The organism is uncultured Kluyvera sp., from assembly GCF_902485085.1.
GTDB lineage: Bacteria > Pseudomonadota > Gammaproteobacteria > Enterobacterales > Enterobacteriaceae > Kluyvera > Kluyvera ascorbata.
Map to the genome: position 1 here is coordinate 97,394 of NZ_CABTJS010000105.1, position 25,818 is coordinate 123,211.

General features: G+C 52.7%; 24 protein-coding genes. 12 read left to right on the forward strand and 12 right to left on the reverse strand.

Annotation, left to right across the window (positions count from 1 at the left end; translation table 11 throughout):
- Positions 1–12: 12 nt before the first annotated feature.
- The gene (locus RDN66_RS12710) at positions 13–732 is read right to left on the reverse strand and encodes a molecular chaperone (protein WP_308537894.1); all 720 of its coding nucleotides are present in this window, start codon (positions 730–732) and stop codon (positions 13–15) included.
- Between the two features lie 40 nt (positions 733–772).
- A complete protein-coding gene (locus tag RDN66_RS12715) occupies positions 773–1,306 on the reverse strand; it encodes a fimbrial protein (protein WP_308537895.1) in 534 nt (177 codons plus the stop codon).
- A 920-nt stretch (positions 1,307–2,226) separates the two neighbouring features.
- On the opposite strand from RDN66_RS12715, the gene RDN66_RS12720 reads away from it, so the two are divergent.
- Complete coding sequence (locus tag RDN66_RS12720; RefSeq protein ID WP_308537896.1) at positions 2,227–3,714, forward strand: EAL domain-containing protein; 1,488 nt, start codon at positions 2,227–2,229, stop codon at positions 3,712–3,714.
- A gap of 281 nt (positions 3,715–3,995) precedes the next feature.
- Here the strand turns inward: RDN66_RS12720 and ychF are convergent, their stop codons facing one another.
- Positions 3,996–5,090: a redox-regulated ATPase YchF gene (ychF, locus tag RDN66_RS12725; RefSeq protein ID WP_035891582.1), complete on the reverse strand. Its 1,095-nt coding sequence runs from the start codon at positions 5,088–5,090 to the stop codon at positions 3,996–3,998.
- 159 nt (positions 5,091–5,249) lie between these two features.
- The gene (gene pth, locus RDN66_RS12730) at positions 5,250–5,834 is read right to left on the reverse strand and encodes an aminoacyl-tRNA hydrolase (RefSeq protein ID WP_035891580.1); all 585 of its coding nucleotides are present in this window, start codon (positions 5,832–5,834) and stop codon (positions 5,250–5,252) included.
- 279 nt (positions 5,835–6,113) lie between these two features.
- Here pth and ychH point away from each other — a divergent pair, with 279 nt between their 5' ends.
- Positions 6,114–6,389 carry a stress-induced protein YchH gene (gene ychH, locus RDN66_RS12735; protein WP_035891578.1) on the forward strand — a complete coding sequence of 92 codons (276 nt, stop codon included), beginning with the start codon at positions 6,114–6,116 and terminating at the stop codon, positions 6,387–6,389.
- 90 nt (positions 6,390–6,479) lie between these two features.
- Here ychH and lysC read toward each other — a convergent pair whose 3' ends face one another.
- Complete coding sequence (lysC, locus tag RDN66_RS12740; RefSeq protein ID WP_202217798.1) at positions 6,480–7,841, reverse strand: lysine-sensitive aspartokinase 3; 1,362 nt, start codon at positions 7,839–7,841, stop codon at positions 6,480–6,482.
- Positions 7,842–8,452: 611 nt separating this feature from the next.
- On the opposite strand from lysC, the gene RDN66_RS12745 reads away from it, so the two are divergent.
- Together RDN66_RS12745 and RDN66_RS12750 are read left to right on the forward strand one after the other, a co-directional pair.
- Positions 8,453–9,838, forward strand: a complete 1,386-nt coding sequence (locus RDN66_RS12745) for a diaminobutyrate--2-oxoglutarate transaminase (protein WP_072011324.1) — start codon at positions 8,453–8,455, stop codon at positions 9,836–9,838.
- A 15-nt stretch (positions 9,839–9,853) separates the two neighbouring features.
- Positions 9,854–11,317, forward strand: a complete 1,464-nt coding sequence (locus RDN66_RS12750; RefSeq protein WP_035891569.1) for an aspartate aminotransferase family protein — start codon at positions 9,854–9,856, stop codon at positions 11,315–11,317.
- 91 nt (positions 11,318–11,408) lie between these two features.
- On the opposite strand, the gene dauA is transcribed toward RDN66_RS12750, so the two are convergent.
- The 4 genes from dauA to lolB all read right to left on the reverse strand — a co-directional run bounded on the left by dauA (position 11,409) and on the right by lolB (position 15,841).
- The gene (gene dauA / locus RDN66_RS12755; RefSeq protein ID WP_202217799.1) at positions 11,409–13,091 is read right to left on the reverse strand and encodes a C4-dicarboxylic acid transporter DauA; all 1,683 of its coding nucleotides are present in this window, start codon (positions 13,089–13,091) and stop codon (positions 11,409–11,411) included.
- Positions 13,092–13,215: 124 nt separating this feature from the next.
- Positions 13,216–14,163, reverse strand: coding sequence for a ribose-phosphate diphosphokinase (gene prs / locus RDN66_RS12760; RefSeq protein ID WP_003856663.1), 948 nt, complete (start codon positions 14,161–14,163; stop codon positions 13,216–13,218).
- Between the two features lie 206 nt (positions 14,164–14,369).
- Complete coding sequence (gene ispE, locus RDN66_RS12765; protein WP_202218103.1) at positions 14,370–15,218, reverse strand: 4-(cytidine 5'-diphospho)-2-C-methyl-D-erythritol kinase; 849 nt, start codon at positions 15,216–15,218, stop codon at positions 14,370–14,372.
- Positions 15,218–15,841, reverse strand: coding sequence for a lipoprotein insertase outer membrane protein LolB (lolB, locus tag RDN66_RS12770; RefSeq protein WP_035891565.1), 624 nt, complete (start codon positions 15,839–15,841; stop codon positions 15,218–15,220). The genes ispE and lolB overlap by 1 nt, the downstream gene beginning before the upstream one ends.
- Before the next feature lie 197 nt (positions 15,842–16,038).
- Between lolB and hemA the strand changes: the two genes are divergently transcribed.
- The 6 genes from hemA to kdsA are packed head-to-tail and all read left to right on the forward strand — an operon-like array spanning position 16,039 to position 21,373.
- Entirely contained in the window at positions 16,039–17,295 is a 1,257-nt protein-coding gene (gene hemA / locus RDN66_RS12775; protein ID WP_123652483.1) for a glutamyl-tRNA reductase, read from the forward strand.
- Between the two features lie 35 nt (positions 17,296–17,330).
- The gene (gene prfA, locus RDN66_RS12780; RefSeq protein WP_035891560.1) at positions 17,331–18,413 is read left to right on the forward strand and encodes a peptide chain release factor 1; all 1,083 of its coding nucleotides are present in this window, start codon (positions 17,331–17,333) and stop codon (positions 18,411–18,413) included.
- Positions 18,413–19,264 carry a peptide chain release factor N(5)-glutamine methyltransferase gene (gene prmC, locus RDN66_RS12785; RefSeq protein ID WP_202217800.1) on the forward strand — a complete coding sequence of 284 codons (852 nt, stop codon included), beginning with the start codon at positions 18,413–18,415 and terminating at the stop codon, positions 19,262–19,264. The genes prfA and prmC overlap by 1 nt, the downstream gene beginning before the upstream one ends.
- Positions 19,261–19,653, forward strand: coding sequence for an invasion regulator SirB2 (sirB2, locus tag RDN66_RS12790; RefSeq protein WP_308537897.1), 393 nt, complete (start codon positions 19,261–19,263; stop codon positions 19,651–19,653). Before prmC ends, sirB2 begins: the two co-directional genes overlap by 4 nt.
- A gap of 3 nt (positions 19,654–19,656) precedes the next feature.
- Positions 19,657–20,466, forward strand: a complete 810-nt coding sequence (sirB1, locus tag RDN66_RS12795) for an invasion regulator SirB1 (protein ID WP_035891553.1) — start codon at positions 19,657–19,659, stop codon at positions 20,464–20,466.
- A 52-nt stretch (positions 20,467–20,518) separates the two neighbouring features.
- Entirely contained in the window at positions 20,519–21,373 is an 855-nt protein-coding gene (gene kdsA, locus RDN66_RS12800; RefSeq protein WP_035891549.1) for a 3-deoxy-8-phosphooctulonate synthase, read from the forward strand.
- Between the two features lie 110 nt (positions 21,374–21,483).
- Here kdsA and chaA read toward each other — a convergent pair whose 3' ends face one another.
- Entirely contained in the window at positions 21,484–22,584 is a 1,101-nt protein-coding gene (gene chaA / locus RDN66_RS12805) for a sodium-potassium/proton antiporter ChaA (protein WP_035891548.1), read from the reverse strand.
- A gap of 364 nt (positions 22,585–22,948) precedes the next feature.
- Between chaA and RDN66_RS12810 the strand changes: the two genes are divergently transcribed.
- Positions 22,949–23,611 carry a gamma-glutamylcyclotransferase gene (locus tag RDN66_RS12810; protein ID WP_202217801.1) on the forward strand — a complete coding sequence of 221 codons (663 nt, stop codon included), beginning with the start codon at positions 22,949–22,951 and terminating at the stop codon, positions 23,609–23,611.
- 96 nt (positions 23,612–23,707) lie between these two features.
- On the opposite strand, the gene RDN66_RS12815 is transcribed toward RDN66_RS12810, so the two are convergent.
- Together RDN66_RS12815 and RDN66_RS12820 are read right to left on the reverse strand one after the other, a co-directional pair.
- Positions 23,708–23,953, reverse strand: a complete 246-nt coding sequence (locus RDN66_RS12815; RefSeq protein WP_123652480.1) for a DUF1883 domain-containing protein — start codon at positions 23,951–23,953, stop codon at positions 23,708–23,710.
- A 276-nt stretch (positions 23,954–24,229) separates the two neighbouring features.
- The gene (locus RDN66_RS12820; protein ID WP_035891545.1) at positions 24,230–24,583 is read right to left on the reverse strand and encodes a DsrE/DsrF/TusD sulfur relay family protein; all 354 of its coding nucleotides are present in this window, start codon (positions 24,581–24,583) and stop codon (positions 24,230–24,232) included.
- A gap of 70 nt (positions 24,584–24,653) precedes the next feature.
- Here RDN66_RS12820 and RDN66_RS12825 point away from each other — a divergent pair.
- Positions 24,654–25,818 (forward strand): nitrate- and nitrite sensing domain-containing protein (locus RDN66_RS12825; protein ID WP_308537898.1); only part of this gene is annotated, 1,165 nt, incomplete at its 3' end.

Below are 25,818 nucleotides of genomic sequence, written 5' to 3' on the forward strand. Positions count from 1 at the left end.
CACGTTTCCCGGTTAACGCGCTCTCAGCGTTTTTTCTTGCAATACGCCGTAGTCATTGAGGAAACCAACGCGAATCTCTTTTGCATTCTGCACGGCATCGCAGTTGGCCTTTAGTTGGACCGCTGACTCAGGTGCGAGCATGGTCATGGGGATCTCGGTTTTTGTCGCGCCAGACGGCATAGAGACACGAATACTATTGAGATAATAAGGTGACTGATTGCTTAGCTCGAGGTAGCAACCATGTGTATTTTTCTCAATTTTATAATGAACGAAATCGAGCATCTGCTCGTAGGCAATAGGCAAGTCAGAGGGGCGCAAGAAGATCTTCACCGTACTATTAACGATGAGAACCAGCTTATTTTTATCCTGCTGGTCTGCGGGCATTGAAGGGACCTGAGTAAAATGCAGATAGGATACCTGCTCTTTAGTTAGTTTCTGTCCCGCCGCCGGATTTAGCAGGCTGATCACCTGATCTTGCTTCGGCCCAATTTTAAAAATAGCCGGCGATACCGCGAGCCTATTTTGCTGGCCGTCAGCCTCTTTACCATCTGGCGTTACGGATAGCCAGACCTGAACGATGTAGGGAAAACTATCGTTGTTGGTAAATTTGACGGTCTTCTGCGCGAGGCTGGCATCTAAAATGACGCGGTTACCTTCCATAACAACGCTAGCGCTGGCCGGTAAGCCGGTGAAATACAGCAATGGCAGAATGCAGACTGTTTTTTTAAACATGGGGATCCTGGCAGGCACATATTGCTATGCGCCTGACGGTTTAATTATAGGAAATGGAATACTGTGCCGAGGCGATTACGGTCCCAGGCGTCACGCCTGCCGTTTCTGCGTAGTAACGTGCGGTGAGATCCTGTGACGCGGTTGCTGAGGCTGCGTCTTTACTAAATGAGGTGGTTTTCACCGTTGAACCATTTACAAAAGATAATGCCGTAGAGCCGTCGCTATCCAGAATCTGAATAGAAACGTTGGTTGCGGTACCGCCCACGTTGCCAAGGTTGCTGTTTGTGGTGATGTTATTGCCAGCCAATACGGTTGAAATGGTTGCCGCATCGGTGGTGTTGCAGCCGGTGACGTTCACGGTGAATTTCGTATCGCCCGCGGTGGCTTTTGCTGTGCTAAGAGAGCCCGTTGATACCGTTGGCAGTAATACAATTGGTGCCGTCGAGTTGCCATTAATATTGACCGTACAGGTTTGTGCGTTGACTTCGCCTTTAAATTGCACGGTATTTGCCGAAGCCGCAAATGCGGATGACGACATCATGGCAAGAGATATGAAAAAAAGTTGAGCTTTCATTAAGCATCCTTGTTTTGAAGATGAATCATTGTGTGTGATAAGCGTGCAAAACCGCCGCCGGTGTTAAATCCGGGTTGAGGTTAGTGTGAGGGTTATTATTATAGAGTAGGGGCATGAGTAAATGGCGGATACGCCAGTAATGTTCGTCAAAAGTATTCATGGCCGGGTTTTGTCCCACTCGCCAATTCAGTTCTGATGGTTGGAAATATATTAAGCCCCACCTAACATAAACCACGAGATTTATCTTAAGACTAATCTCATCTAACTTTAATTTTTTTCATTTTTTTTACATGATTTCAGATTTGTCCCGTTATTTTCTGAGGTAATTAGTTATTTTGGGAAAAATCCTAAAAGATATGAATGCACCCATAAAATTTGTTATTTTTCCTATGTTGCTCATAATGACTGCAAGTTAATCATTTGAATACAAAGACTTAAGTATGTTGCATTGTTGTTTTTTCGAGCGTATTGCGTGTCAAGATATTGAGCGGAATGGGGAAAAATCGTAGTGATAAGATCGTAGGCATCATTATGTGACGTAATACTACTTAAGTGGGTGAATGGGATGACTGTTGACAGTATCGCGTCGCTAATGCCACGGTGGTTTAAGCATCGTTTTATTCAGTTAGTGCAGTATAAATTAATATAAAGTTATTTTTAGTAGTTTAAAAAATGAGGAATGATGGATGTTGACGTATTAAGATTACCGATGGTGTTTATCTGTACCAGGAGGTTTTGCATTCTAAGTCTGTATTCAAACATGAGTTTTAAAAGCATATTTAAACATATGACCACTTAAAATACGGATAGCCAGGACAGAGGCTACTGTGTTGATTTTGATGCCATAGTGTAAATTCTTAAACCTCGTTTTGTGTATGACAACGTCGAATCAAGGTGATTTTCAGACAAATGAGGCAAGGATGTTTGATAAAGACATAGATAGTGTCAGTTGTAGAGATGTTGATTATATTTTATCACCCTGTGGTATGGCTACTCATGGTCTTCTCGCGATGCTGCATGATAATAATGATGTGGCTGTTTTAGATGTTGAAAGTGAGGAAAGTATCGATAATGTGCAAGTCCTTCAGAACGAAAGAATGGTTGTTTATGTTCCTAATGAACCCTATTGGATGCTTTCAACGCTTAAGTCATTAATATCGATATTAAATCGCTCGGGACATATCTTCTGGGTGCTCATTATCAGCAAACTGCCGGCTTCCTGGCTGTGGAATGTGATTAAATCCCAGGTGGCAAAAACTAAAATTGATAACGCAGTGATTCATATTGCGCCATCCGATCTGCCCTGTGATAAATTATCTGAACTTTTATTACCTGAGAGGAATGTTTGTCCATATTTAAAAAGTGTGGTGATAGCAGAGAATTTCTATTTAGGGAAGCATGATGATCTGCATGGTAATGATAGGAAAGAAGGGCTATCAAAAAAAGAAATGCAGGTCATGGCGGGTCTGTTTCAGGGAGTTAATATTGCCGAACAGGCTGACTATCTAGGTGTGAGCAAAAAAACGCTATATAATCAGCGCCTGTCTGGGATTAAGAAAGTATCAGGAGTGATTCCCTATTTATTTTCTAGTATCCATGAAAAAACAGGCATGGCTAACGGAGATATCACTATGCTAAGTCGTCTTTCTTCATTTGAGAGGGAGATCGCACATGCTTTATACAGTAATGAGCTGTTTGTTGTCTTCCAGCCGGTGACTCAAGGTCCTAAAAATCTTGAGGGTTTTGAAATTCTGATTAGATGGTATAGCAAAGGTCATGTTTTAACACCGAATGAGTTTTTGCCTAAGTTACATTCCACTTATGTGTGGATTATCTTGACGGCATTTCTTATCCAGAAAACGGTAAGCTATATTAACTTTTATCAAGGCAAGTATTTCTTCTCAATTAATATTGAGTCCAGTACCATCGATAATGATGGCCTGGTCAGAATGTTGGAAACGGCCAAAAAACAGCTGACATCCTCTGACTGGACTAAAAAATTTGTTCTGGAGATTAATGAGCGTAACGATCTTAGCCAAAATGAACAATCGCTAGACAATCTTGCCTACCTGCAAAAGTTAGACTTTAGCATCGTCCTGGATGATTGTTTTTCACGCAATAGCGTGAATTTCCCGGTACGAAAGTTTCAGTTTGATGGCTACAAGCTGGATATGAATGTGGTGGATGCCCTGAGTCGGGATGGTGAGGCGTTAGCGCTGGTCAAAAGCCTCTCTTATTACTGCAAGCTGACGAATCGCTATTGTATTGCCGAAGGCGTAGACAGGCCGGAGAAAATGGCTATTTTGCAAGAGTCTGGTATTTCGTTCTATCAGGGCAACTATATATCAGAGCCTATTACCGGTGATGAGTTGCCGCAGTTTATCAGCGAATTTACCGTTAAAACCTAAGGTGTACGCGCGCAGAGCAGGTTAAGTTACGTAAGAACAACAACGATTTTAGCAGCGTTGAGAGCCCTAACAGCCAACCACATGGCTCTTGCCTGTGTCTGGATAGCCACAATTGGCTGGTGGTGCTATACACCCGTTAACACCGCTGCCATATGATCTTAAGTCCCGGCAGCGGTATCCAGTTGGGAAGTGCTGGTGATGAAAAAAATCCACGCAGTTGCGTGGATTTTTAGTTCATGGGCTGGTTTCCCGGGCGATGGATGACCGCCAGGAATAGCGGATTAGACGTTGAACAAGAAGTTCATCACATCGCCATCTTTAACGATGTAATCTTTCCCTTCTGCACGCATCTTGCCGGCTTCTTTCGCGCCTTGCTCACCTTTGTAGGTGATGAAGTCTTCAAACGCGATGGTCTGTGCGCGGATAAAGCCTTTTTCGAAGTCGGTGTGGATTTTACCCGCAGCCTGCGGTGCAGTTGCGCCAACAGGGATGGTCCATGCACGGACTTCTTTCACGCCAGCGGTGAAGTAGGTCTGCAGGTTCAGCAGTTCATAACCGGCACGGATAACGCGGTTCAGACCTGGCTCTTCGAGGCCCATTTCAGCCATGAACTCTTCACGGTCGGCGTCGTCGAGTTCAGCGATGTCGGCTTCAACGGCGGCACATACGGCGACCACAACAGAGCCTTCAGCCGCTGCAATTTCGCGCACTTTGTCGAGGTACGGGTTATTTTCAAAACCGTCTTCGTTGACGTTGGCGATATACATGGTTGGCTTCAGGGTCAGGAAGCTCAGGTATTTGATGGCCGCTTTGTCTTCTTCAGTCAGCGTTTTCAGCGCGCGCAGCATGCCCGCGTTTTCCAGCTGTGGCAGACATTTTTCCAGCGCAGCCTGTTCAGCTTTAGCGTCTTTATCGCCACCTTTGGCTTTTTTCTGTACACGGTGTAGGGCACGTTCGCAGGTGTCGAGGTCAGACAGCGCCAGCTCGGTGTTGATAACGTCGATGTCGTCAGCCGGGTCCACTTTGTTGTTCACGTGGATGATGTTGTCGTTTTCGAAGCAGCGAACAACGTGGCCGATAGCTTCGGTTTCACGGATGTTGGTCAGGAACTGGTTACCCAGGCCTTCACCTTTGGAAGCACCTTTTACCAGGCCCGCGATATCAACGAATTCCATGGTGGTTGGCAGGATGCGCTGAGGTTTAACGATTTCCGCCAGCTGGTCCAGACGCGGATCGGGCATCGGAACAACGCCTGTGTTCGGCTCAATAGTACAGAACGGGAAGTTTGCCGCTTCAATACCCGCTTTGGTGAGCGCGTTGAACAGGGTGGATTTGCCTACGTTTGGCAAACCAACGATACCGCATTTGAATCCCATGTTTAAATCACCTTAATCTTTTGATATTCAACCTGTTGTAGAAAACAGATTGTAGAAAAGTAAATAACTCCGCCTATTATACACGTCATACAGGAAAAAAACCGTACTTCATCCTGATGTGGTGGCGGCACCTGAAGACTTTTTCGTACCGCAGTAGATTTATTGCGCTTTGAAAGCGTGCAGACGATTCGTCGCTTTGGTCAGCCCGTCTTTCAGCCAGATCTCGGTACAGCGCGCCGCTTCGTCTACGGCATCGTCAATCAGCTTCTGTTCGGCAGACTGAGGCTTGCCTAAGACAAAGCCAACAACTTTGCTTTTATCTCCCGGATGACCAATTCCGATGCGTAAGCGGTGAAAATTAGGGTTATTACCCAGTTTGCTGATGATGTCCTTCAGGCCATTATGGCCGCCGTGGCCGCCGCCGAGCTTGAACTTTGCCACACCGGGTGGGAGGTCCAGCTCATCGTGAGCCACCAGAATTTCATCTGGATTAATACGATAGAAGGTCGCCAGCGCCGCAACGGCTTTGCCGCTGAGGTTCATAAAGGTGGTTGGCACCAGCAGGCGAACATCTTCTCCCGCCATATTAATGCGCGAGGTGTAGCCAAAAAACTTACTTTCTTCACGCAGCGGCGCGCGAAAACGCTCTGCCAGCAAATCGACGTACCAGGCACCCGCGTTATGACGCGTTCCCGCGTACTCTGCGCCGGGGTTAGCCAGGCCGACAATCAGTTTAATCGTCACGTTGTTATTCCTGAGTGGGCAATCTTTCCGGCGGCTAGTTTACGTCGAGAGGGCGCGCTTGACAAAAATAAGCGCCCTGAGCGGCAAAACTTGAATAATTCATTACCGGAATAATATTGATTGAAAAGTATTTCAGTCACTTAAATGTAAAGATTTGTTGATGAGATGTTCTTATTTGTGATCGCCAGCGCACTTATCCACAGCGGTGTTGTCTATACTTTACACACTAGGAATAGGGATATATCCCTAAACCCAAAGCCAATCTACGGAGGTGACATTATGAAACGCAAAAACGCTTCGTTACTCGGTAATGTGCTCATGGGGTTAGGTCTGGTCGTTATGATCGGCGGCGTTGGTTACTCTATTTTAAACCAGATGCCACAACTTAACCTACCGCAGTTTTTTGCGCATGGTGCGATTCTAAGCATCTTCGTCGGCGCGGTGCTTTGGCTGGCTGGGGCGCGTGTCGGTGGGCACGAGCAGGTGAGTGATAGATATTGGTGGGTGCGTCACTATGATAAACGCTGCCGCCGCAACTCTCATCGCCACAGCTAAAATACAATAATGGCTCCCGCAGGAGCCATGAATAAAGCTTTCAGAGTCCTGGTCAATGGCCGGGACTTTGTGCTTTCAGGACGGTCGACGTTATTCGAACAGTCGGTGATGCAACGCTTTGACCGCGCTGTCGGCCGCATCGCCGGGCAGCAGGAAGCAAAGGTTGTTATGAGATGCGCCGTGGCAAATCATCCGCACCGCATGCTCTTCCAGACGAGAAAAAACATCGTTGCACACGCCCAGCTCTTTCGTCAGCTGATTTCCCACCAGCGTCACCAACGCCAGCCCGGTTTCCACTTCAACACGACAGTGGGAGGCGAGGGCGGTAAATAACGCCGTGGTCAGCGTATGGTCTTCGCCGGAGGTGGCGTTTGAAGAGTCCAGCGCCAGCGCAATGGTCGATTCTGATGTGGTCACCAGATCCGTTGCGACGTTGTGCTCAGCCAGCAGCGTGAAAATCTGTGCTAAGAAACGGTTAGACGGCTGATCGCCCAGGCGATGCAGGCGCAGCAGCGTTTGCTTGCGGCGTACCGCCACTGCACGATAGCGCGGTGGGTTGTCGGTAGTGCAGCAAACCAGCGTACCGCCAGCGGCCGTATCTTTACTGGAACCCACAAACACCGGTATGTTCTTACGCATCGCTGGCAGCAGCGTAGCCGGGTGCAGCACTTTCGCGCCGTAGCCTGCCATGTCACTCGCTTCAGAGAACGAAATACTGTCGATGCGTTTCGCGTTTGGCGCGATACGAGGATCGGTGGTGTAGATACCGGCGACATCGGTCCAGATATCAACGCGGCCTGCGTGCAGCGCTTCACCCAGCAAAGAAGCCGTATAGTCGCTGCCGCCACGGCCAAGCGTGGTAGTGCGACCGTTAGCATCACGGCCAATGAAACCCTGGGTAATCATTATTTCTTGTTCGATGCGCGGGCGCAGGTGCGTTTCAGCAAGATCAGCCACGGCGCTAACCTGAGGTTCCGCACAGCCGTGAGTGGAGTCGGTGCGAATCACGCTGCGCGCGTCAAACCAACTGCTTTCTACGCCGCGCTCACGCATGACTTCCGTAAACAGCAGACTGGACATCAATTCACCATGACTCACCAGCTCATCGCTCAGCGCTGCCGACGGAGAAACCGCCGCCGTTTGTGCCAGGCGGCTAATATTGTCGAGGAGATTATCGATCTCTTTGCTGATAACGGTCGGCTGCTTCAGACGGGAAATAATGTTGTACTGAATCGTCCGTAGGGTATCCAGTTTGTCCAATTGCTGATGACTTTCCAGACCTTCAGAAAGCTCAACCAGTAAGTTGGTGACACCTGCGGAAGCAGACAGTACGACTAAACGAACATTTGGATTGGCAAGCACAATGCTGGCACTGCGGTTCATCGCATCAAAATCAGCAACGCTGGTGCCGCCAAATTTGGCAACGATGAATTGTGGGTAAATGCGGGTCATAACACTCTCATATCAGGGCGCCATATGGTGATGGCTAGAAAATTTTCATTCTCGGCATAAGGGAAGGTTCCTTCTCCTTACGAAATGTCCGCCCGCGAACATTTCTGGATGACAACCCAGGAGTAATCCTGTTGTCGATAACGTGTTCTGCCCGTCACACGCTACCGGGTGCTGCGCATTAGTCTATATTTACTGGGGGGTAAATAAGCGCGCCATAGTAAGTGATTTATCTCTATGGATCGACTTTTTTATTTATATCTCAGTAAATAAATGAAAAATCCCGTTTTATTCGAAATCCTCAAGCCTATTAACGGTAAAAACACGTAAAAAAATAATAAATCCTTAACAATTGGGTGGCTATCATTACATCATCAGCTTTGTATTTATCTGAAGCTTTTAAAAATAAATGGTAACAATTTGGTACCAGGGTGTTGTGGGTTTTGTAATGTTATTCATTGATTTTAAAGTGAAAAATTAAGACTGGAAACCGCGAAAAATAAATGATTGAGTCCTTCGCTAAAACAACATATATTAGCCGCGATTTTTTACAGGTAATCCTTATAACCATTTATTCAATCAGGCGTTAATCTACACCTGGTTGTAGGAGTGATATGATGACGGATAAAGTCCGTATTGATACTTTACGTGCTAATTCATTACCACAGAGCAATGATACCTTTTTAGCAAGACAAGCTGAGTTTGAATCTAACGTCAGAAGCTATCCACGTAAGCTGCCATTAGCGATTGCGAAGGCACAGGGCGTTTGGATCACTGACGTTGAAAATAATCAATACCTTGACTGTCTGGCGGGTGCCGGCACCCTGGCACTTGGTCATAATCATCCTGATGTACTTCAAAGCATTCAAAGTGTCATCACGAGTGGCTTACCGTTACATACGCTTGATCTCACGACCCCATTAAAAGATGAATTTTCATCTTATTTACTTTCCCTGTTACCGGGTGAGGGTAAAGAATATTGCCTGCAGTTCACCGGCCCATCCGGCGCGGACGCTGTAGAAGCGGCTATCAAACTGGCGAAAAAAGCGACCGGTCGTTCTGGCGTAATCAGCTTCTCCGGCGGTTACCACGGTATGACTCACGGCGCGCTGTCCGTGACCGGTAACCTGTCACCGAAAGAAGCCGTCAGCAACATGATGCCGGAAGTGCAGTTCATGCCATATCCTCACGAGTACCGCTGCCCGCTGGGTATCGGTGGCGAAGCGGGCGTGAAAGCGCTGACCTACTACTTCGAAAACCTGATCAACGACGTTGAAAGCGGCGTACGTAAACCTGCGGCGGTGATTCTGGAAGCCGTTCAGGGTGAAGGCGGCGTGAACCCGGCTCCGGTCGAGTGGCTGCAACGCATCCGTAAAGTGACTCAGGAACACGGCATCATGCTGATCCTCGACGAGGTTCAGGCTGGCTTCGCGCGTACCGGTAAGCTGTTCGCCTTCGAACACGCTGGTATCGAGCCAGACATCATCGTGATGTCCAAAGCGGTTGGCGGCGGTCTGCCACTGGCTGTTCTGGGTATTAAAAAGCAGTTTGACGCATGGGCACCAGGCCACCACACCGGTACCTTCCGCGGCAACCAGCTGGCAATGGCGACCGGCCTGACCACGCTGAAGATCCTTAAAGACGACAAGATTGCCGATAAAGTTGCCGCCCAGGGCGAGTGGCTGAAAGGCAAACTGGCAGAGCTGCAGAAACGTTACCCGGTTATCGGTCACGTTCGCGGTCTGGGTCTGATGATCGGTCTTGAAATCGTTAAGCCTAACGAAGCACCGGATCACATGGGCTGCTTCCCGGCTGATGGCGAGCTGTCTGCCTTGCTGCAGAAGAAATGCTTCCAGGCGGGTCTGATCCTGGAACGCGGTGGTCGTAACGGTTGCGTACTGCGCCTGCTGCCATCCCTGCTGATCACGAACGATGAGCTGGAAATCTTCCTCGATAAATTTGAGAACGCCCTGAATGCCGCTGGCGTGAAGCCGGTTTAAACGGAGTAGGATCGAATGTCTGACGTAAACCCGATTCTGTCCGGCTCGGCGCAGAGTATTGCTGCCTATCAGGACGCTATCGAGCAGAGTACTAAAGCGGTCGTTGAATGGTTAAAACAGCCTGAGATGTATCAGGGCAAAACCGTTGAACAGCTGCGTGAACGTATCAACCTGAACTTTACGTCTCAAGGCCTGGGTAACCAGGCCGCTATTGAGCGTGCGGTTGAATACTTTCTGAAAGACAGTCTGTCCGTTCACCATGCGCAGTGCGTGGCGCACCTGCACTGCCCAAGCCTGGTCATTAGCCAGGCGGCGGAAGTACTGATCAACGCCACTAACCAGAGCATGGACTCCTGGGACCAGAGCCCGTCCGCGACCATTATTGAGATCAAACTGATCGAATGGCTGCGTGAACAGGTTGGCTTCCCGGCAGGCGATGCAGGCGTGTTCACCAGCGGCGGCACCCAGAGCAATCTGATGGGCCTGATGCTGGCGCGTGATGCGTTCTATGCGCGTCAGGGGCACTCTGTACAGCAAGACGGTATTACCGGCGACCTGCGCAAGATGAAAGTGTTCTGTTCTGAGAACGCGCACTTCTCCGTGCAGAAAAACATGGCGCTGATGGGTCATGGCTATCAGTCCGTCACGCTGGTGAAAACCGATGCTTTCTCTCGCATGGACATCAATGACCTGAAAGAGAAGTTGGCGCAGGCGAAAGCCAACGGCGAACAGGTGATGGCGATTGTTGCGACGGCTGGTACTACCGATGCGGGTGCAATCGACCCGTTAACGGAAATTACCGCGCTGGCAGCGGCAGAGCAGATCTGGGTTCACGTGGATGCCGCATGGGGCGGGGCATTACTGCTGTCTGAGAAGTATCGTCATTTCCTCAATGGACTTGAGCAGGCTGACTCCGTCACCCTGGACTTCCATAAGCAGTTCTTCCAGACCATTAGCTGTGGGGCGTTCCTGCTGAAAGATGCGCGTCATTATGAACTGATGCGTTATCAGGCTGCGTACCTGAACTCTGATTTCGACGAAGAGCACGGCGTGCCGAACCTGGTATCCAAGTCTCTGCAGACCACGCGTCGTTTCGATGCGCTGAAGCTGTGGATGGGCCTCGAAGCGCTGGGCAAAAAGCAGTATGCCGAAATCATTGATAACGGCGTAACGCTGGCGCAGCAGGTTGCTGAATTTGTTGCTTCCGAGCCGCACCTGGAGCTGGTCATGCAGCCTCAGCTGGCAAGCGTTCTGTTCCGTTTCCGTCCGGAAAACAACGACAGCGCGTTTGTGGCTCTGCTGAACCAACGTATTGGTGACGTACTGCTGGCTTCCGGTAGCGCGAACGTGGGTGTGACCGAAGCTGATGGCGTAACCTGCCTCAAGCTGACGCTGCTGAACCCAACGGTATGCCTGGAGGACGTTAAAGTTCTGCTGGCGAGCGTGAAAGACACCGCTGAGCAACTGTTGAAAGCATAAGCAATCACGTTGCGATAAAAATGGCTCCCGAGGGAGCCATTTTTTTTGCCTGTTATGCTGCCCGGCGGCGCTTCGCTTGGCCGGGCTACGGTTAGAGGATGTCTGCTAATGCGGCATCTTTGTTTGGGAAGAAGGTCAGGCGTCCTGGGATTGGCTGAATACCTGCGCGCGCCATGGTACGCAGCGGCTGGAACTCCAGGTTGGAGACGCGCAGCTCGCAGCCTTCAGGCAGTTTTTTCACGAAACGCTGGAAGGCATCCAGACCACCGGCGTCCAGCACAGGAACGGCATCCCACTTCAGCACCACGATACGTTTGCCCTCAATACGTGTTTCAAGATCGCTGAACAGGCCTTCGGCGGCGGCAAAGAACAGCGGGCCAATCACGCGCAGCACCAGCACATCGTCCGGCACGGTCACGTTCACGGCGGAAAGGCGGGTCATACGCGCAATACGGCGCATAAACAGCAGCGAAGCCAGCACGATACCGACGCTGATGGCGATAACCATATCAAACAGCACGGTCAGCGACATGCAGATAAGCATCACGATGATGTCGTCTTTCGGTGCTTTGCGCAGCAGGTACACCACCTTGTGCGCCTCGCTCATGTTCCATGCCACCATCAGCAGCAGGGCCGCCATGGCAGAAAGCGGCAGCCAGGAAAGCACCGGGGCCAGAATCAGCAATGCCAGAATCACCAGAATCGCGTGGATCACCGCCGAAACCGGTGAGGTAGCACCGGCACGAACGTTTGCCGCCGAACGGGCAATTGCCGCGGTGGCGGTAATACCACCGAAGAACGGCGCGACGATGTTGCCGAGACCTTGGCCGACCAGCTCGCTGTTCGCTTTATGTTTAGTGCCGGTCATACCGTCGAGCACCACCGCGCACAGCAGAGATTCAATCGCCCCCAGCATCGCCATGGAAAACGCCGCTGGCAACAGGGCGTGAATAGAAGCCCAGCTTAAGGTGAAGGTGGAACCCGGCATGTCCCATGGTAGCACAAACTGCGGCAGCAGCTGCGGGATACCGTTGCCCTGAGAGCCGTCTGCCAGAATGTAGTGGAACTGGGAGCCGATGGTGGCAACATGACCACCGAGCAGGTTCACAATCAGCATCACCACGCAGCCCGCAATCAGCGCAGGTAGGTGGCCCGGCAAACGCAGACCGAGGCGCGGCCAGAGGATCAGCGTGCCGAGGGTGACGATGCCAATAGCCGCATCGCCGACGTTGATGGTCGGCAGCGCCATCACCAGCGCGCCCACCTTCTGTAAATAGTGTTCCGGAACGTGCGTCATCTGCAGACCGAGGAAGTCCTTAATCTGCATGGTCCCGATGGTGATACCAATCCCCGAGGTGAAGCCCAGCGTCACCGACAGCGGAATATATTCAATCAGGCGGCCAAAGCGGGCCAGGCCAAAGAGGATCAGGAATATACCGGACATCAGGGTCGCGACCAGCAGGCCCGCCAGGCCAAACTGCTGCGAAACGGGGTAGAGAATAACCACGAAGGCCGCGGTCGGCCCGGAGACGCTAAAGCGCGAGCCGCCGGTCAGGGCGATAACAATCCCCGCGACGGCAGAGGTGTACAGGCCGTACTGCGGTGCCACGCCGCTGCCGATCGCCAGCGCCATCGCCAGCGGAATAGCGATAATCCCGACGGTGATACCGGCAATCAGATCGCGCATAAATCGCGCGGAGGTGTATTTCTCTTTCCAGCAGGCATCAATCAGCGCGCGGAAAGGCATAACGTGAGGGGAGAGTAATTTATTCACAGTCGTGTTTCATCCATGAGCGCATCATCTACCATATGAATGATAGTTGAAGTTGGCATAAATCATACAAATTAAATACATAAACAAAAAAACCCGCCGCAGCGGGTTTTTTAACCAGATTCGATTAATGTTCGAACATGGCAGAGATGGATTCTTCGTTGCTGATACGACGAATCGCTTCGGCCAGCATCCCGGACAGAGTCAGGGTACGAACGTTTGGCAGCGCTTTGATCTCATCACTTAATGGGATGGTATCGCAGACGACCACTTCATCGATAACGGAGTTACGCAGGTTGTTCACCGCATTGCCGGAGAAGATCGGGTGGGTTGCGTAAGCGAATACGCGTTTAGCACCACGTTCTTTCAGCGCTTCAGCGGCTTTGCACAGCGTGCCACCGGTATCGATCATGTCATCAACCAGTACGCAGTCACGACCGGCAACGTCACCGATGATGTGCATAACCTGGGAAACGTTCGCGCGAGGACGACGTTTGTCGATGATAGCCATGTCGGTATCGTTGAGCAGTTTAGCAATAGCACGAGCGCGGACTACGCCGCCGATGTCTGGAGAAACCACGATTGGGTTATCCAGGTTCAGCTGCAGCATATCTTCGAGCAGGATAGGGCTACCAAATACGTTATCAACCGGAACATCGAAGAAGCCCTGGATCTGTTCAGCGTGCAGGTCTACGGTCAGTACGCGGTCAACGCCAACGCTTGAAAGGAAGTCAGCAACAACTTTAGCGGTGATAGGTACACGAGCAGAGCGAACGCGACGGTCCTGGCGAGCATAACCGAAGTAAGGGATAACGGCGGTGATACGGCCTGCGGAAGCACGGCGCAGGGCATCTACCATAACGACTAATTCCATCAGGTTGTCGTTAGTCGGGGCACAAGTGGACTGGATGATGAAAATATCACCACCGCGTACGTTTTCGTTAATTTGTACGCTGACTTCGCCGTCGCTAAAGCGACCTACAGCGGCGTCGCCGAGAGAAGTGTACAGGCGGTTGGCAATACGTTGTGCTAGTTCCGGGGTGGCGTTACCAGCAAAAAGCTTCATATCAGGCACGAGAAGAACCTCAGGCATGCGTCCAGTGGTGGATGAAACGAGCCAAAAACTGTGCGGGCCAGGCGCGGTTTCATCCAGGCGGTGTATTAAAGAGCGCGATGCAACGTCTGGAACAGGGTGACGTTGTCACCAGAGCTCAGTTTGCCCGGCTTGGTTACTCATCACTATTCTTCTTTCGTCAGCATGACTGACGAAAAACGAATGAATCAGAGCAGGGCTTGCTTCAATGGTGAAAGGTTTACGCCTTTCGCCACAAAGCCTTGCAACCATTCCGGGGCTTGCTCAAGCACCTGGCGGGCAGCGAGTTCCGTGTCGAATTCAGCAAAGACACAGGCTCCTGTTCCAGTCAGGCGCGACGGCGCGTATTCTAACAGCCAGGAAAGCACATCATCAACCTCGCGAAAACGTTTTCTTGCGATAACCTCGCAATCATTGCCGAATTCACAATTTAATAACGTTTCTATTGACCTGACCGGGGTGTTTCGTGGCAGCTCCGGGTCGCGGAAGATAACCGGAGTTGGAATGCTGACACCGGGGTGGGCCACAAGGTACCATTTTTCCGCAACTTCTACCGGCGTTAGCACCTCACCAACCCCTTCAGCGAAGGCCGCATGACCGCGGACGAACACCGGAACATCGGCACCGAGCGTCAGGCCAATGGTCGCCAGCTCATCATCCGAGAGCCCGCACTGCCATAAATGGTTAAGCGCAACCAGCACGGTAGCGGCGTTAGATGAACCGCCGCCAAGGCCGCCTCCCATTGGCAGGCGCTTATCAATGCTGATGTCCGCGCCGCTGCCTTCAGGCAGACGCTGGCTATCGGCGGCGGTTTTCATCAGCAGGCGCGCGGCGCGAATAATCAGGTTCTCTTCGTTCGGCACGCCGTCCACGGGGGTGAGCAGCCGCAGCTGACCATCCTGGCGCGGCACAATGGTCAGCGTATCGCCGTAGTCGAGAAACTGAAACAGCGTCTGCAACGTGTGATAACCGTCCGCACGCTGCCCGGTGATGTATAAGAACAAGTTCAGCTTTGCCGGGGAGGGCCAACGGGTCATCATTTAACGATCCAGTTATCCATTTTCAGCTTGATGCGCTGTGAACCTTCGGTCAGTTCCATGTTAGACGGCAGGGCCGGTTTGGTTTTGCTGTCATAGCCGCCGTACACCACTTTCCAGGTTTTCCCGTTCTGGGTGTAGTTGAGCTCGCTCAGGCGATACTGGTCATCGAGCTTATAGTCGGTAGCGTCGCCCGGCAGGCCGAGGATCCACTGACGTAGGCTGTTGAGCGGAATGGGCATCCCGGTAAGCTTACCAATCATCTCTTCGCCGTCGGCGGCGGTATAGTGCTGGCCTTTGTTATCGGTCAGCTGTGCGGAACCCGGTTTACCAATCAGCTCAAGCTCAGTGCTGCCAAGCGGGTTGGTCAATAGCAGACGATAGTTGTCCTGGCCGGTTTGCTGCCAGAAGAAGCGAGCGTAAACCTTTTGCTGGTCGGACAGATACGCAAACGCGCCGCGGGTCTGATACTGGCTTAATTGACGGACCTCTTGCTGGTGCTGCTTCCACTCAGGGGCGGTTGGGCTTTTGCCCGGGCCCGTTGGCGCAGTGGTGGTACAGGCGGTAAGGACCAGGGCTGCCAGCGGCAGCAGACGAATCAGGCGGAAATCAGACATGACAATCCTTGAAATGCGTTGCAGTGATAACGCTTAATGCTAGCGTTGCCTGCGGGCAGCGTCTACGCTCAAGTTGTCTTAAATCATAAAATTAACCAAGCCCGCCTATTACTCCAAAAGGGGGGCGTCCCTTTTATTGATCTCGCGCATCCTGTATGATGCGCTCAGACTAACCTTATCAACGCTGGTACTACTCCCGCACAATGACCCTTTTAGCTCTTGGCATCAATCATAAAACAGCCCCGGTAGCGCTGCGAGAACGTGTGACGTTTTCGCCAGATACGCTTGACCAGGCGCTGGAGAGCCTGCTGGCTCAGCCAATGGTGCAAGGAGGCGTGGTACTGTCGACCTGTAACCGCACCGAACTCTACCTCAGCGTAGAAGAGCAGGATAATCAGCATGAAGCGATTATTCGCTGGCTGTGCGATTACCACGGCCTGAATGAAGAAGAACTGCGCCAGAGCCTTTATTGGCACCAGGACAACGACGCCGTCAGCCATTTGATGCGCGTTGCCAGCGGACTGGACTCGCTGGTATTGGGTGAGCCGCAAATCTTAGGGCAGGTTAAAAAAGCGTTTGCTGATTCCAGCCGCGGGCATCTGCACGTCAGTGAGCTGGAACGCATGTTCCAGAAATCCTTCTCTGTTGCCAAACGCGTGCGCACGGAAACGGATATCGGCGCCAGCGCGGTGTCGGTGGCGTTTGCGGCCTGCACTCTGGCGCGACAGATTTTCGAATCGCTCTCGTCGGTCACCGTACTGTTGGTGGGTGCGGGTGAAACCATCGAGCTGGTGGCGCGCCATCTGCGCGAACATCACGTGAAAAAAATGGTGATTGCCAACCGTACCCGCGAACGCGCACAGGTGCTGGCCGATGAGGTCGGAGCCGAAGTGATCGCGCTGAGCGACGTCGATGAACGCCTGAAAGAGGCCGACATCATTATCAGTTCTACCGCCAGCCCGCTGCCAATTATCGGTAAAGGGATGGTGGAGCGCGCGCTGAAAGCGCGTCGCAACCAGCCGATGCTGCTGGTGGATATTGCCGTTCCACGCGACGTAGAGCCAGAGGTGGGGAAACTCGCTAACGCCTATCTCTACAGCGTGGACGACCTGCAAAACATTATTCAGAATAACCTCGCGCAGCGTAAAGCCGCCGCGGTACAGGCTGAAACCATCGTCGAGCAGGAAACCAGTGAGTTTATGGCCTGGCTACGCGCGCAAAGCGCCAGTGAGATCATCCGTGATTATCGCTCCCAGGCTGAAACGGCGCGTGAAGAACTCACCGCTAAAGCGATCGCCGCACTCGAACAGGGTGGCGATCCGCAGGTCATCATGCAGGATCTGGCGCGCAAGTTAACCAACCGCCTGATCCACGCGCCAACCAAATCTCTTCAGCAGGCCGCCCGTGACGGGGATGACGAACGCCTGCATATTCTGCGCAACAGCCTCGGGCTGGAGTAGCACAACTCTATTTATAACAAGGTGCATTTACGCCAATGAAGCCTTCTATTGTTGCTAAACTGGAAGCTCTCTACGAGCGCCATGAAGAAGTTCAGGCGCTGCTCGGAGACGCAGCAACTATTGCCGATCAGGACCGTTTCCGCGCGCTGTCCCGCGAATACGCACAGCTGGGCGACGTGGCTCGCTGTTATACCGACTGGCGTCAGGTTCAGGACGATATTGAAACTGCCCAGATGATGCTCGACGACCCGGAAATGCGCGAAATGGCGCAGGAAGAGTTGCAGGAAGCCAAAGCCAAAGAAGAAGAACTGGAGCAACAGCTTCAGGTACTCCTGCTGCCTCGCGATCCGGACGACGAACGCAATGCCTTCCTTGAAGTACGCGCCGGTACCGGCGGTGATGAAGCCGCGCTTTTTGCCGGCGACCTGTTCCGCATGTACAGCCGCTACGCCGAATCGCGCCGCTGGCGTGTCGAGATCATGAGCGCCAACGAAGGTGAGCACGGTGGTTACAAAGAAGTGATCGCCAAAATCAGCGGTGAAGGCGTTTACGGTCGTTTGAAATTTGAGTCCGGCGGCCATCGCGTGCAGCGCGTTCCGGCCACCGAATCTCAGGGGCGTATTCACACCTCCGCCTGTACCGTGGCCGTGTTGCCAGAGGTACCGGAAGCGGAATTACCGGATATCAATCCGGCGGACCTGCGTATCGATACCTTCCGCTCCTCGGGCGCGGGCGGTCAGCACGTTAACACCACCGACTCCGCTATCCGTATTACCCACTTGCCGACCGGCATCGTGGTGGAATGTCAGGATGAACGTTCCCAGCATAAAAACAAAGCCAAAGCGATGTCGGTGCTGGGCTCGCGTATTCGCGCGGCGGAAATTGCCCGTCGTCAGCAGGCTGAAGCCTCCGAACGTCGTAACCTGCTGGGCAGCGGCGACCGCAGCGACCGTAACCGGACCTATAACTTCCCGCAGGGCCGCGTGACCGACCACCGTATCAACCTGACGCTTTACCGTCTGGATGAAACCATGGAAGGTAAGCTGGATATGCTGATTGAGCCTATCGTGCAGGAATACCAGGCCGACCAGCTGGCGGCGCTTTCCGAGCAGGAATGATGACTTATCGACAATGGCTGCAGCAGGCCGTGACGGCGCTACAGGGTGGCGAAAGCCCTCGTCGTGACGCGGAAATCTTGCTGGGACATGTAACCGGTAAAGCACGAACCTATATCCTGGCGTTCGATGAAACCGAGCTGACTGCGCCGCAGGCTGAAACGCTGGCGCAACTGCTGGCCCGTCGCGTGAACGGCGAGCCCGTGGCCCATCTGGTGGGCACGCGCGAATTCTGGTCGTTGCCGCTGTTTGTCTCTCCCGCTACGCTTATCCCGCGCCCGGATACCGAATGTCTGGTTGAACAGGCGTTGGCGCGTTTGCCGTCGACGCCGTGCCGTATTCTTGACCTTGGCACCGGCACCGGTGCGGTGGCGCTGGCGCTGGCGAGCGAACGCCCCGACTGTACGCTTACCGCCGTAGATTATGTTGCCGATGCTGTCGCGCTGGCGCAGCGTAATGCCGATAATCTGCGCATTAATAACGTCACTATCCTGCAAAGCGACTGGTTCAGCGCGCTGGGTGAGCAGCGTTTTGCGATGATCGTCAGCAATCCGCCGTATATCGACGAGCAGGATGAACATCTTGCGCAGGGGGATGTGCGTTTTGAGCCGAAAACGGCTCTCGTGGCGGGGGATAACGGTCTGGCTGACCTGGCACATATCATCATCCAGGGACGTACGTGGCTGGAACCCGGTGGCTATATGCTGCTGGAGCACGGCTGGAAGCAGGGCGCCGCGGTGCGTGAGCTGTTTACGTCCGCTGGCTATCTTCAGGCTGAAACCTGCCGCGACTACGGCGACAATGACCGCCTGACGCTGGCACAGTGGCCTGGTAACGTGGAGGCACACGGATGAATCTGTTTTTATGGGTGCTCTATTTGCACATTGGGGCGGCTATCGTCTCGGTGAGCTTTTTCGCACTGCGCTTTTGGTGGAAACACCATCAAAGCCCGCTGTTTGATGCGCGCTGGGTGCGCGTACTGCCGCATGGCGTCGACAGCCTTTTGCTGCTCAGCGGTGTGGCGCTAATGGTGATGACGCGCTATTTCCCATTCACCGAAGAAGGGACGTGGCTGACGGAGAAGCTGTTTGGCGTTATCGTCTACATCGTTTTAGGGTTTGTTGCGCTGGGTCGTCGTCGACCGCGCAGTCAGCAGAGCCGGTTTGTTGCCTTTCTGCTGGCGTTGGTGGTGTTGTGCATCATCGTTAAACTCGCCATCACTAAAGTTCCGCTGTTAGGGTAGGGTATGAAGTCACTGGCTGATTTTGAATTTAATAAAGCGCCGCTATGCGACGGCATGATCCTGATTTCCGAATTCATTCGTGATGATTTCCCATCGCAGGTGGTGCGTGAACAGCTCGAGTGTCTGGTGGCGCTTGCGCGTGAAGAGATCAGCCCAGCCTGGCCGTTACCGCGCCAGATGGAGCGTCTGATTGAACTCTTCTATCATGAGTGGAATTTCAGCGATTCCTCGGGCAAATATCGCCTTTCAGACGCACTGTGGCTGGATCAGGTGCTGAAGAACCGTCGCGGTAGCGCGGTGACGCTGGGGGCGATAATGCTGTGGATCGCCGGCAACCTTGATATTCCGGTGGTGCCCGTTATCTTCCCAACGCAATTACTGCTGCGTGCTGATGTAGACGATGCGGAGATGTGGCTGATTAACCCGTTTAACGGCGACACGCTTGATGAGCACACGTTGGAAGTGTGGCTGAAAGGTAATATTGGCCCGATGGCCGAGCTGTTTAATGAAGACCTTGATGAAGCAGACAACGCCGAGGTTGTTCGCAAGCTGCTGGATACGCTGAAATCGGCGTTGATGGAAGAGCGGCAGATGGAGCTTGCGCTGGGCGCTAGCCAGACGCTGCTGCAGTTTAACCCGGAAGACCCGTACGAAATTCGTGACCGTGGGCTAATCTATGCGCAGCTTGAATGTGAACATATCGCGCTGAATGATTTGAATTATTTCGTTGAGCAATGTCCGGAAGACCCGATTAGCGAAATGATCCGCGCGCAGATTAATACCATCTCGCATAAACAAATTACGCTTCACTAATTAGCGACAAACGCGGTTATAATCGCGGAAAATTCCCTAACAAGGCGATCTTATGAAAGAAAAAGTGGTTAGCATTGGTGATATCAAAGTAGCAAACGACCTGCCGTTTGTTCTCTTCGGCGGTATGAACGTGCTGGAGTCTCGTGACCTGGCGATGCGTATCTGCGAACACTACGTGACCGTGACTCAGAAACTGGGCATCCCTTACGTATTTAAAGCCTCTTTTGATAAAGCCAACCGTTCATCCATTCACTCTTACCGTGGTCCTGGCCTGGAAGAAGGGATGAAGATTTTCCAGGAGCTGAAGCAGACCTTCGGCGTGAAAATCATCACCGACGTTCACGAAGCAAGCCAGGCACAGCCGGTTGCTGACGTGGTTGACGTTATTCAGCTGCCAGCGTTTCTTGCGCGTCAGACTGACCTGGTTGAAGCGATGGCGAAAACCGGCGCAGTCATCAACGTGAAGAAACCGCAGTTCGTAAGCCCTGGCCAGATGGGTAATATCGTCGACAAGTTTATCGAAGGCGGTAACGACAAGGTTATTCTGTGCGACCGTGGTTCTAACTTCGGTTACGATAACCTGGTTGTGGATATGCTGGGCTTTGGCGTGATGAAAAAAGCGTCCAACAACTCCCCGGTTATCTTCGACGTTACCCACTCCCTGCAGTGCCGCGACCCGTTTGGTGCAGCAAGCGGCGGTCGTCGTGCTCAGGTTACCGAGCTGGCGCGCGCGGGCATGGCGGTGGGTATCGCTGGTCTGTTCATTGAAGCGCATCCGGATCCGGAAAACGCACGCTGTGACGGCCCGTCCGCGCTGCCGCTGGATAAGCTGGAACCATTCCTGAAACAAATGAAAGCTATCGATGACCTGGTAAAAGGCTTCGATGAGCTGGATACCAGCAAATAAGTTTTGCTGATGAATAAAAAAGCCGACCCTGGGGTCGGCTTTTTTGTCATGGTTGCTGGATGGCAAATCGTCTGTAGCCCGGCTAAGCGAAGCGCCGCCGGGAACAGCACTCAGGCAAAAATCGTCATCAGATACGCCGCAAACAGCGCCAGATGCGCCGCGCCGTTCAGCACGTTGGTACGCCCGGTCGAGAAGGAAATATGGCAAAGCACCAGCGAGGCGACCATCACAATCATCTCCGGCATGCCCAGGCCAAACATCAGCTCGTTCCCGGTCATAAACGCAATGAGCGTCACCACCGGCACGGTCAGCGAGATGGTCGCCAGCACCGAGCCAAAGAACAGGTTCATCGCGCGCTGTACCTGATTGTTCAGTACCGCCTTCAATGCCCCCAGACCTTCCGGCGAGAGGATAAGCAGTGCGACCAGGAAGCCGGTAAAAGCAACCGGTGCGTTCATGCTGGTCAGCAGCGTCTCCAGCGGATTGGCGTTCATTTTCGTGACCGCGATAACCGCAACCAGATGCACAATCAACCATACCGCATGCCACAGGCTGCTGTGCGCCGAAGGTTTACCGTGGTGTGGGTCATCATCGTCGCTGTCATCTTCATGCTCGTAGACAAACAGACTCTGGTGCGTTTTGGTCTGAATAAGTAAAAACACGCCGTACATCGCGGCAGAAATTAAGGCCACCAGCAGCGACTGACCAATCGTAAAATTGGCACCCGGCAGTGAGGTCGGGAATACCAGTACAATAATAGCGAGCGGGAACAGGGCAATTAAATACTGCTTGATGCCAAACAGGTTCATATATTGCGTGGCAAATTTACGTCCGCCGAGCAATAACGAGAAGCCGACTAAGCCGCCGGTTACAATCATGATGATGGAATAGAGCGTATCGCGCATCAACGTTGGCGCGGCATCGCCGGTTGCCATAAGCGCTGAAATCAGGCTCACTTCTAGGATAACAACGGAAAGACTTAAAATCAGAGAACCGTACGGCTCACCCAAACGGTGCGCAAGCACGTCCGCGTGACGAACGACGCTAAAGGCGCTGCTGAGAATACCGACCAACGCCATAGCGTTGATAGCAATGACCACTGGCAATGACTGACTGCTTCCCCAGAAGAACAGAATTGCCAGTGCCACCAGCGGGAAAATAAGCGACGTCTCCTTATGGCGAGTTTTCACCGCCTCTTGTGCGTGGGTCATGTTTGTCTCCATATCTGCAGGTATTTATAATTATAGAAAAAATCAGCAGCGTAAATTAACAAATTTTAGCGTTCAGAATGCGATTTTTTACTAAAGTTTACCCATAACGCTTTTTTTTCTAATAGATGGCTATAATATAAAGTACTGACTAAATATTTTTTAAATAACAGCGTATTAATGCGCTGGATTTCCTATTTTACTTATCGGTAAAACCCGCTTGAACCGAGGATCGCAATGGGAGACAAATTGCATCCTGAACCATAAAGCTGGATAATATTTCATCAAAGACAGCTCCGGAGGTCGCCATCCGTTCCCGTAAGAACGCATGTGAAGCAGGGAAGAGAAGTGGCGGTGGAGGTTTAAAGTGTTAACGCGTGATTTCTTAATGAAGGCGGATTGTACAACGGCGTTTGGCGCCATTGAGGAATCTCTGCTTTGGTCCGCTGAGCAGCGCGCAGCGTCGCTGGCGGCGACGCTGGCCTGTCGGCCTGATAACGGCCCGGTGTGGATTTTTGGCTACGGCTCCCTGATGTGGAACCCGGCGCTGAATTTTAGCGAGTCGGTCACCGGTACCCTGGTGGGCTGGCATCGTGCTTTCTGTTTGCGTCTGACGGCGGGGCGAGGTAGCGCCTGTCAGCCGGGTCGTATGCTGGCGCTGAAAGAGGGCGGTCGCACCACTGGTGTGGCCTACCGTCTGCCGGATGATGAAATTGAAAACGAGCTGTCGCTGCTGTGGAAGCGCGAGATGATCACCGGCTGCTATCTGCCCACCTGGTGCAAGCTGGCGCTGGACGATGGCCGGACGGTCAACGCGCTGGTGTTTATCATGGACCCGCGCCACCCGCTGTATGAGTCAGATACCAGCGTGCAGCTGATTGCCCCGCTGATTGCCCGCGCCAGCGGCCCATTAGGTACCAATGCGCAGTATCTCTTCTCATTGGAGCAGGAGCTACAAAAGCTGGGGATGCAGGATGACGGCCTGAATGAGTTGATTAACAACGTGCGGCATCTGGTGGGTGGGAATTAATCAGCCGGGCGTGGCATAAAGAAAAGCCCCGCAAGTGCGTGCTTTCGGGGCTGAATGCCGGATGACGCTTCGCTTATCCGGCCTACATGCTCTATATCAGGCGGCAACGTAGCTGATGGAGTGTTCAAGAGACTGGCTGTGGCTGTCGATCAGCACATTCCAGGTCCCGCTGTAAGGCACGGTCAGGTACGCTTTCTCTTCGTTTTGCACGCTTAAAATATCAGAACCGCAGCTGCTGGTGTTTTTCTGCGTGCTCATCAAATGAATATGGCAACGCTCAGAACAACGCACCACGACTGTATCCCCACCAAATAACGTCAAACTTGCTTTTACCATCGCCAAAATACTCCGCTGCAAATGAGTCTACGCACTCCCTACGCGTTAATCCTGCCTGTGATGTTGTTCACAAATCACTCATCGCATAACACCAAACCCTGACCACACCGATGCTGATTTTGATCAAAAAATGCCGTAACACTTCAACAAAAATGACAATATCCCTGAATGCATTCAGCTATCGTGACAAATCGGTGAGGAACGTCACAAAGGTGAAATAATATCCTTTAAATGGCCATGGTTTTAGCGGGCTGCGCTGATTGGGGCTTTGACGATGCTAAATCAGAAGGTCAGCACTTTGTCGGCCGCCAGCGTCCACTGGGCCAGCTCGACCAGCGTACCAATCTCCACGCCGTCAATCAGCGGCAGGGCGGTGATGCCGCGCCCGTCGGTGCAGGTCTTACACAATTTCACGGGAACTCCCTGAGCGGTGAGAATTTCCAGCATCTGCTGAATGTTGTAGCCCTCGGCGGGTTTCTGCCCGCGCAGGCCCGCCGTCACGGCGTCAGACATCAAAAAAAGCTGAAGCTGCAGGTCGTCCTGCTGCTCGCGCAGGGCAATGGCTAAACGCAGACTATTGAACAGCGACTCACTGCCGTAGGCAGCCCCGTTGGCGATAATGACAATACGTTGCATCTGAACTCCTTTAAGGCACGGTTATTGCTAGACATCAGGATGGTAAGCAAATCCTCTAACGGGAGAGCGCATGATAAACCGTGAAGATGATACACCCGGCGCTATCGAGTGGTTTCGTTACGCGCGTCAGGTGCAGAAAACACAGCTCCAACAGCTGGCGCAGCAGGGGCAACTGGTCAGCCAGTTAAGCCACGTGGTGCACATGTTACAGTGTGAACGCGGGGCGTCCAACATATGGTTATGTTCGCAGGGGCGATTATACGCCGCCGAGCGTCGTGCCAGCGCGGCACTGGTGGATGAACAGATTCGCCAACTGCTGGCTCATCTCCAGCCGCAATACTTACCCTCTGCCAGCGGTTTATGCCAGCGCATCGCCCGCGCGGTCTGGTCGCTGGAGCAGGTGCCTTCGTTGAGAGAGAGCGTTGCCAGCCAGCAGGTCTCTGCCGAAACCGCATCCAGCCAGTTCAACCGCACTATCCGCCATTTGCTGAATATCATCCCACAGCTTAACGACAGTATTGATGACCCGACGCTTGCCGGGCGTCTGGTGGCGCTGTACAGCTTTATGCAGGGTAAAGAGTTGGTGGGACAGGAGCGCGCGCTAGGAGCGCAGGGTTTTGCGCAGGGCAGCTTTAGCAGCGAACTGCGCCAGCGGCTGGTGGATCGCATCGACGGTCAACAACCCTGTTTTGACAGTTTTTTATCGCTGGCGACCAGCCCGCTTAAGATGCTGTTTTATACCGAGTGTCAGGCGAGCATCGCCATTGAACAGTTGCGACGCATTGCCTGCACTCGCCAGCCCCCGGCGGACGATGGTGCCAGCGCGCTGCGTTGGTTCCAGTTGCAAACCCAGCGTCTGGAGCAAATGCGCGGGCTTGAAGAAGCCTTGATTAGCGAACTGATGACGGCGGTGGATGACCTGCTGCTGGATGATGAAGAGCAACAGGCGCTGGACCCGGTGGGTGACGATCCGGCCAGCGATAACATGGTGCTGCATCTCGACCGCCAGCTTTTGCCGCTGGTACGCCAGCAGGCGCGGGAGCTGGAGCAACTCTCCAGTCAGTTAGCCTCGCTCAAGGATACGCTGGAGGAGCGTCGGCTGATTGATAAAGCCAAAAGCGTGCTGATGACCCACCGTCATATGAACGAAGAACAGGCCTGGCACTGTCTGCGCAAAATGGCGATGGATAAGAATCAGCGCATGGTGGAAATTGCCCGTGCGCTGCTGGCGGTAA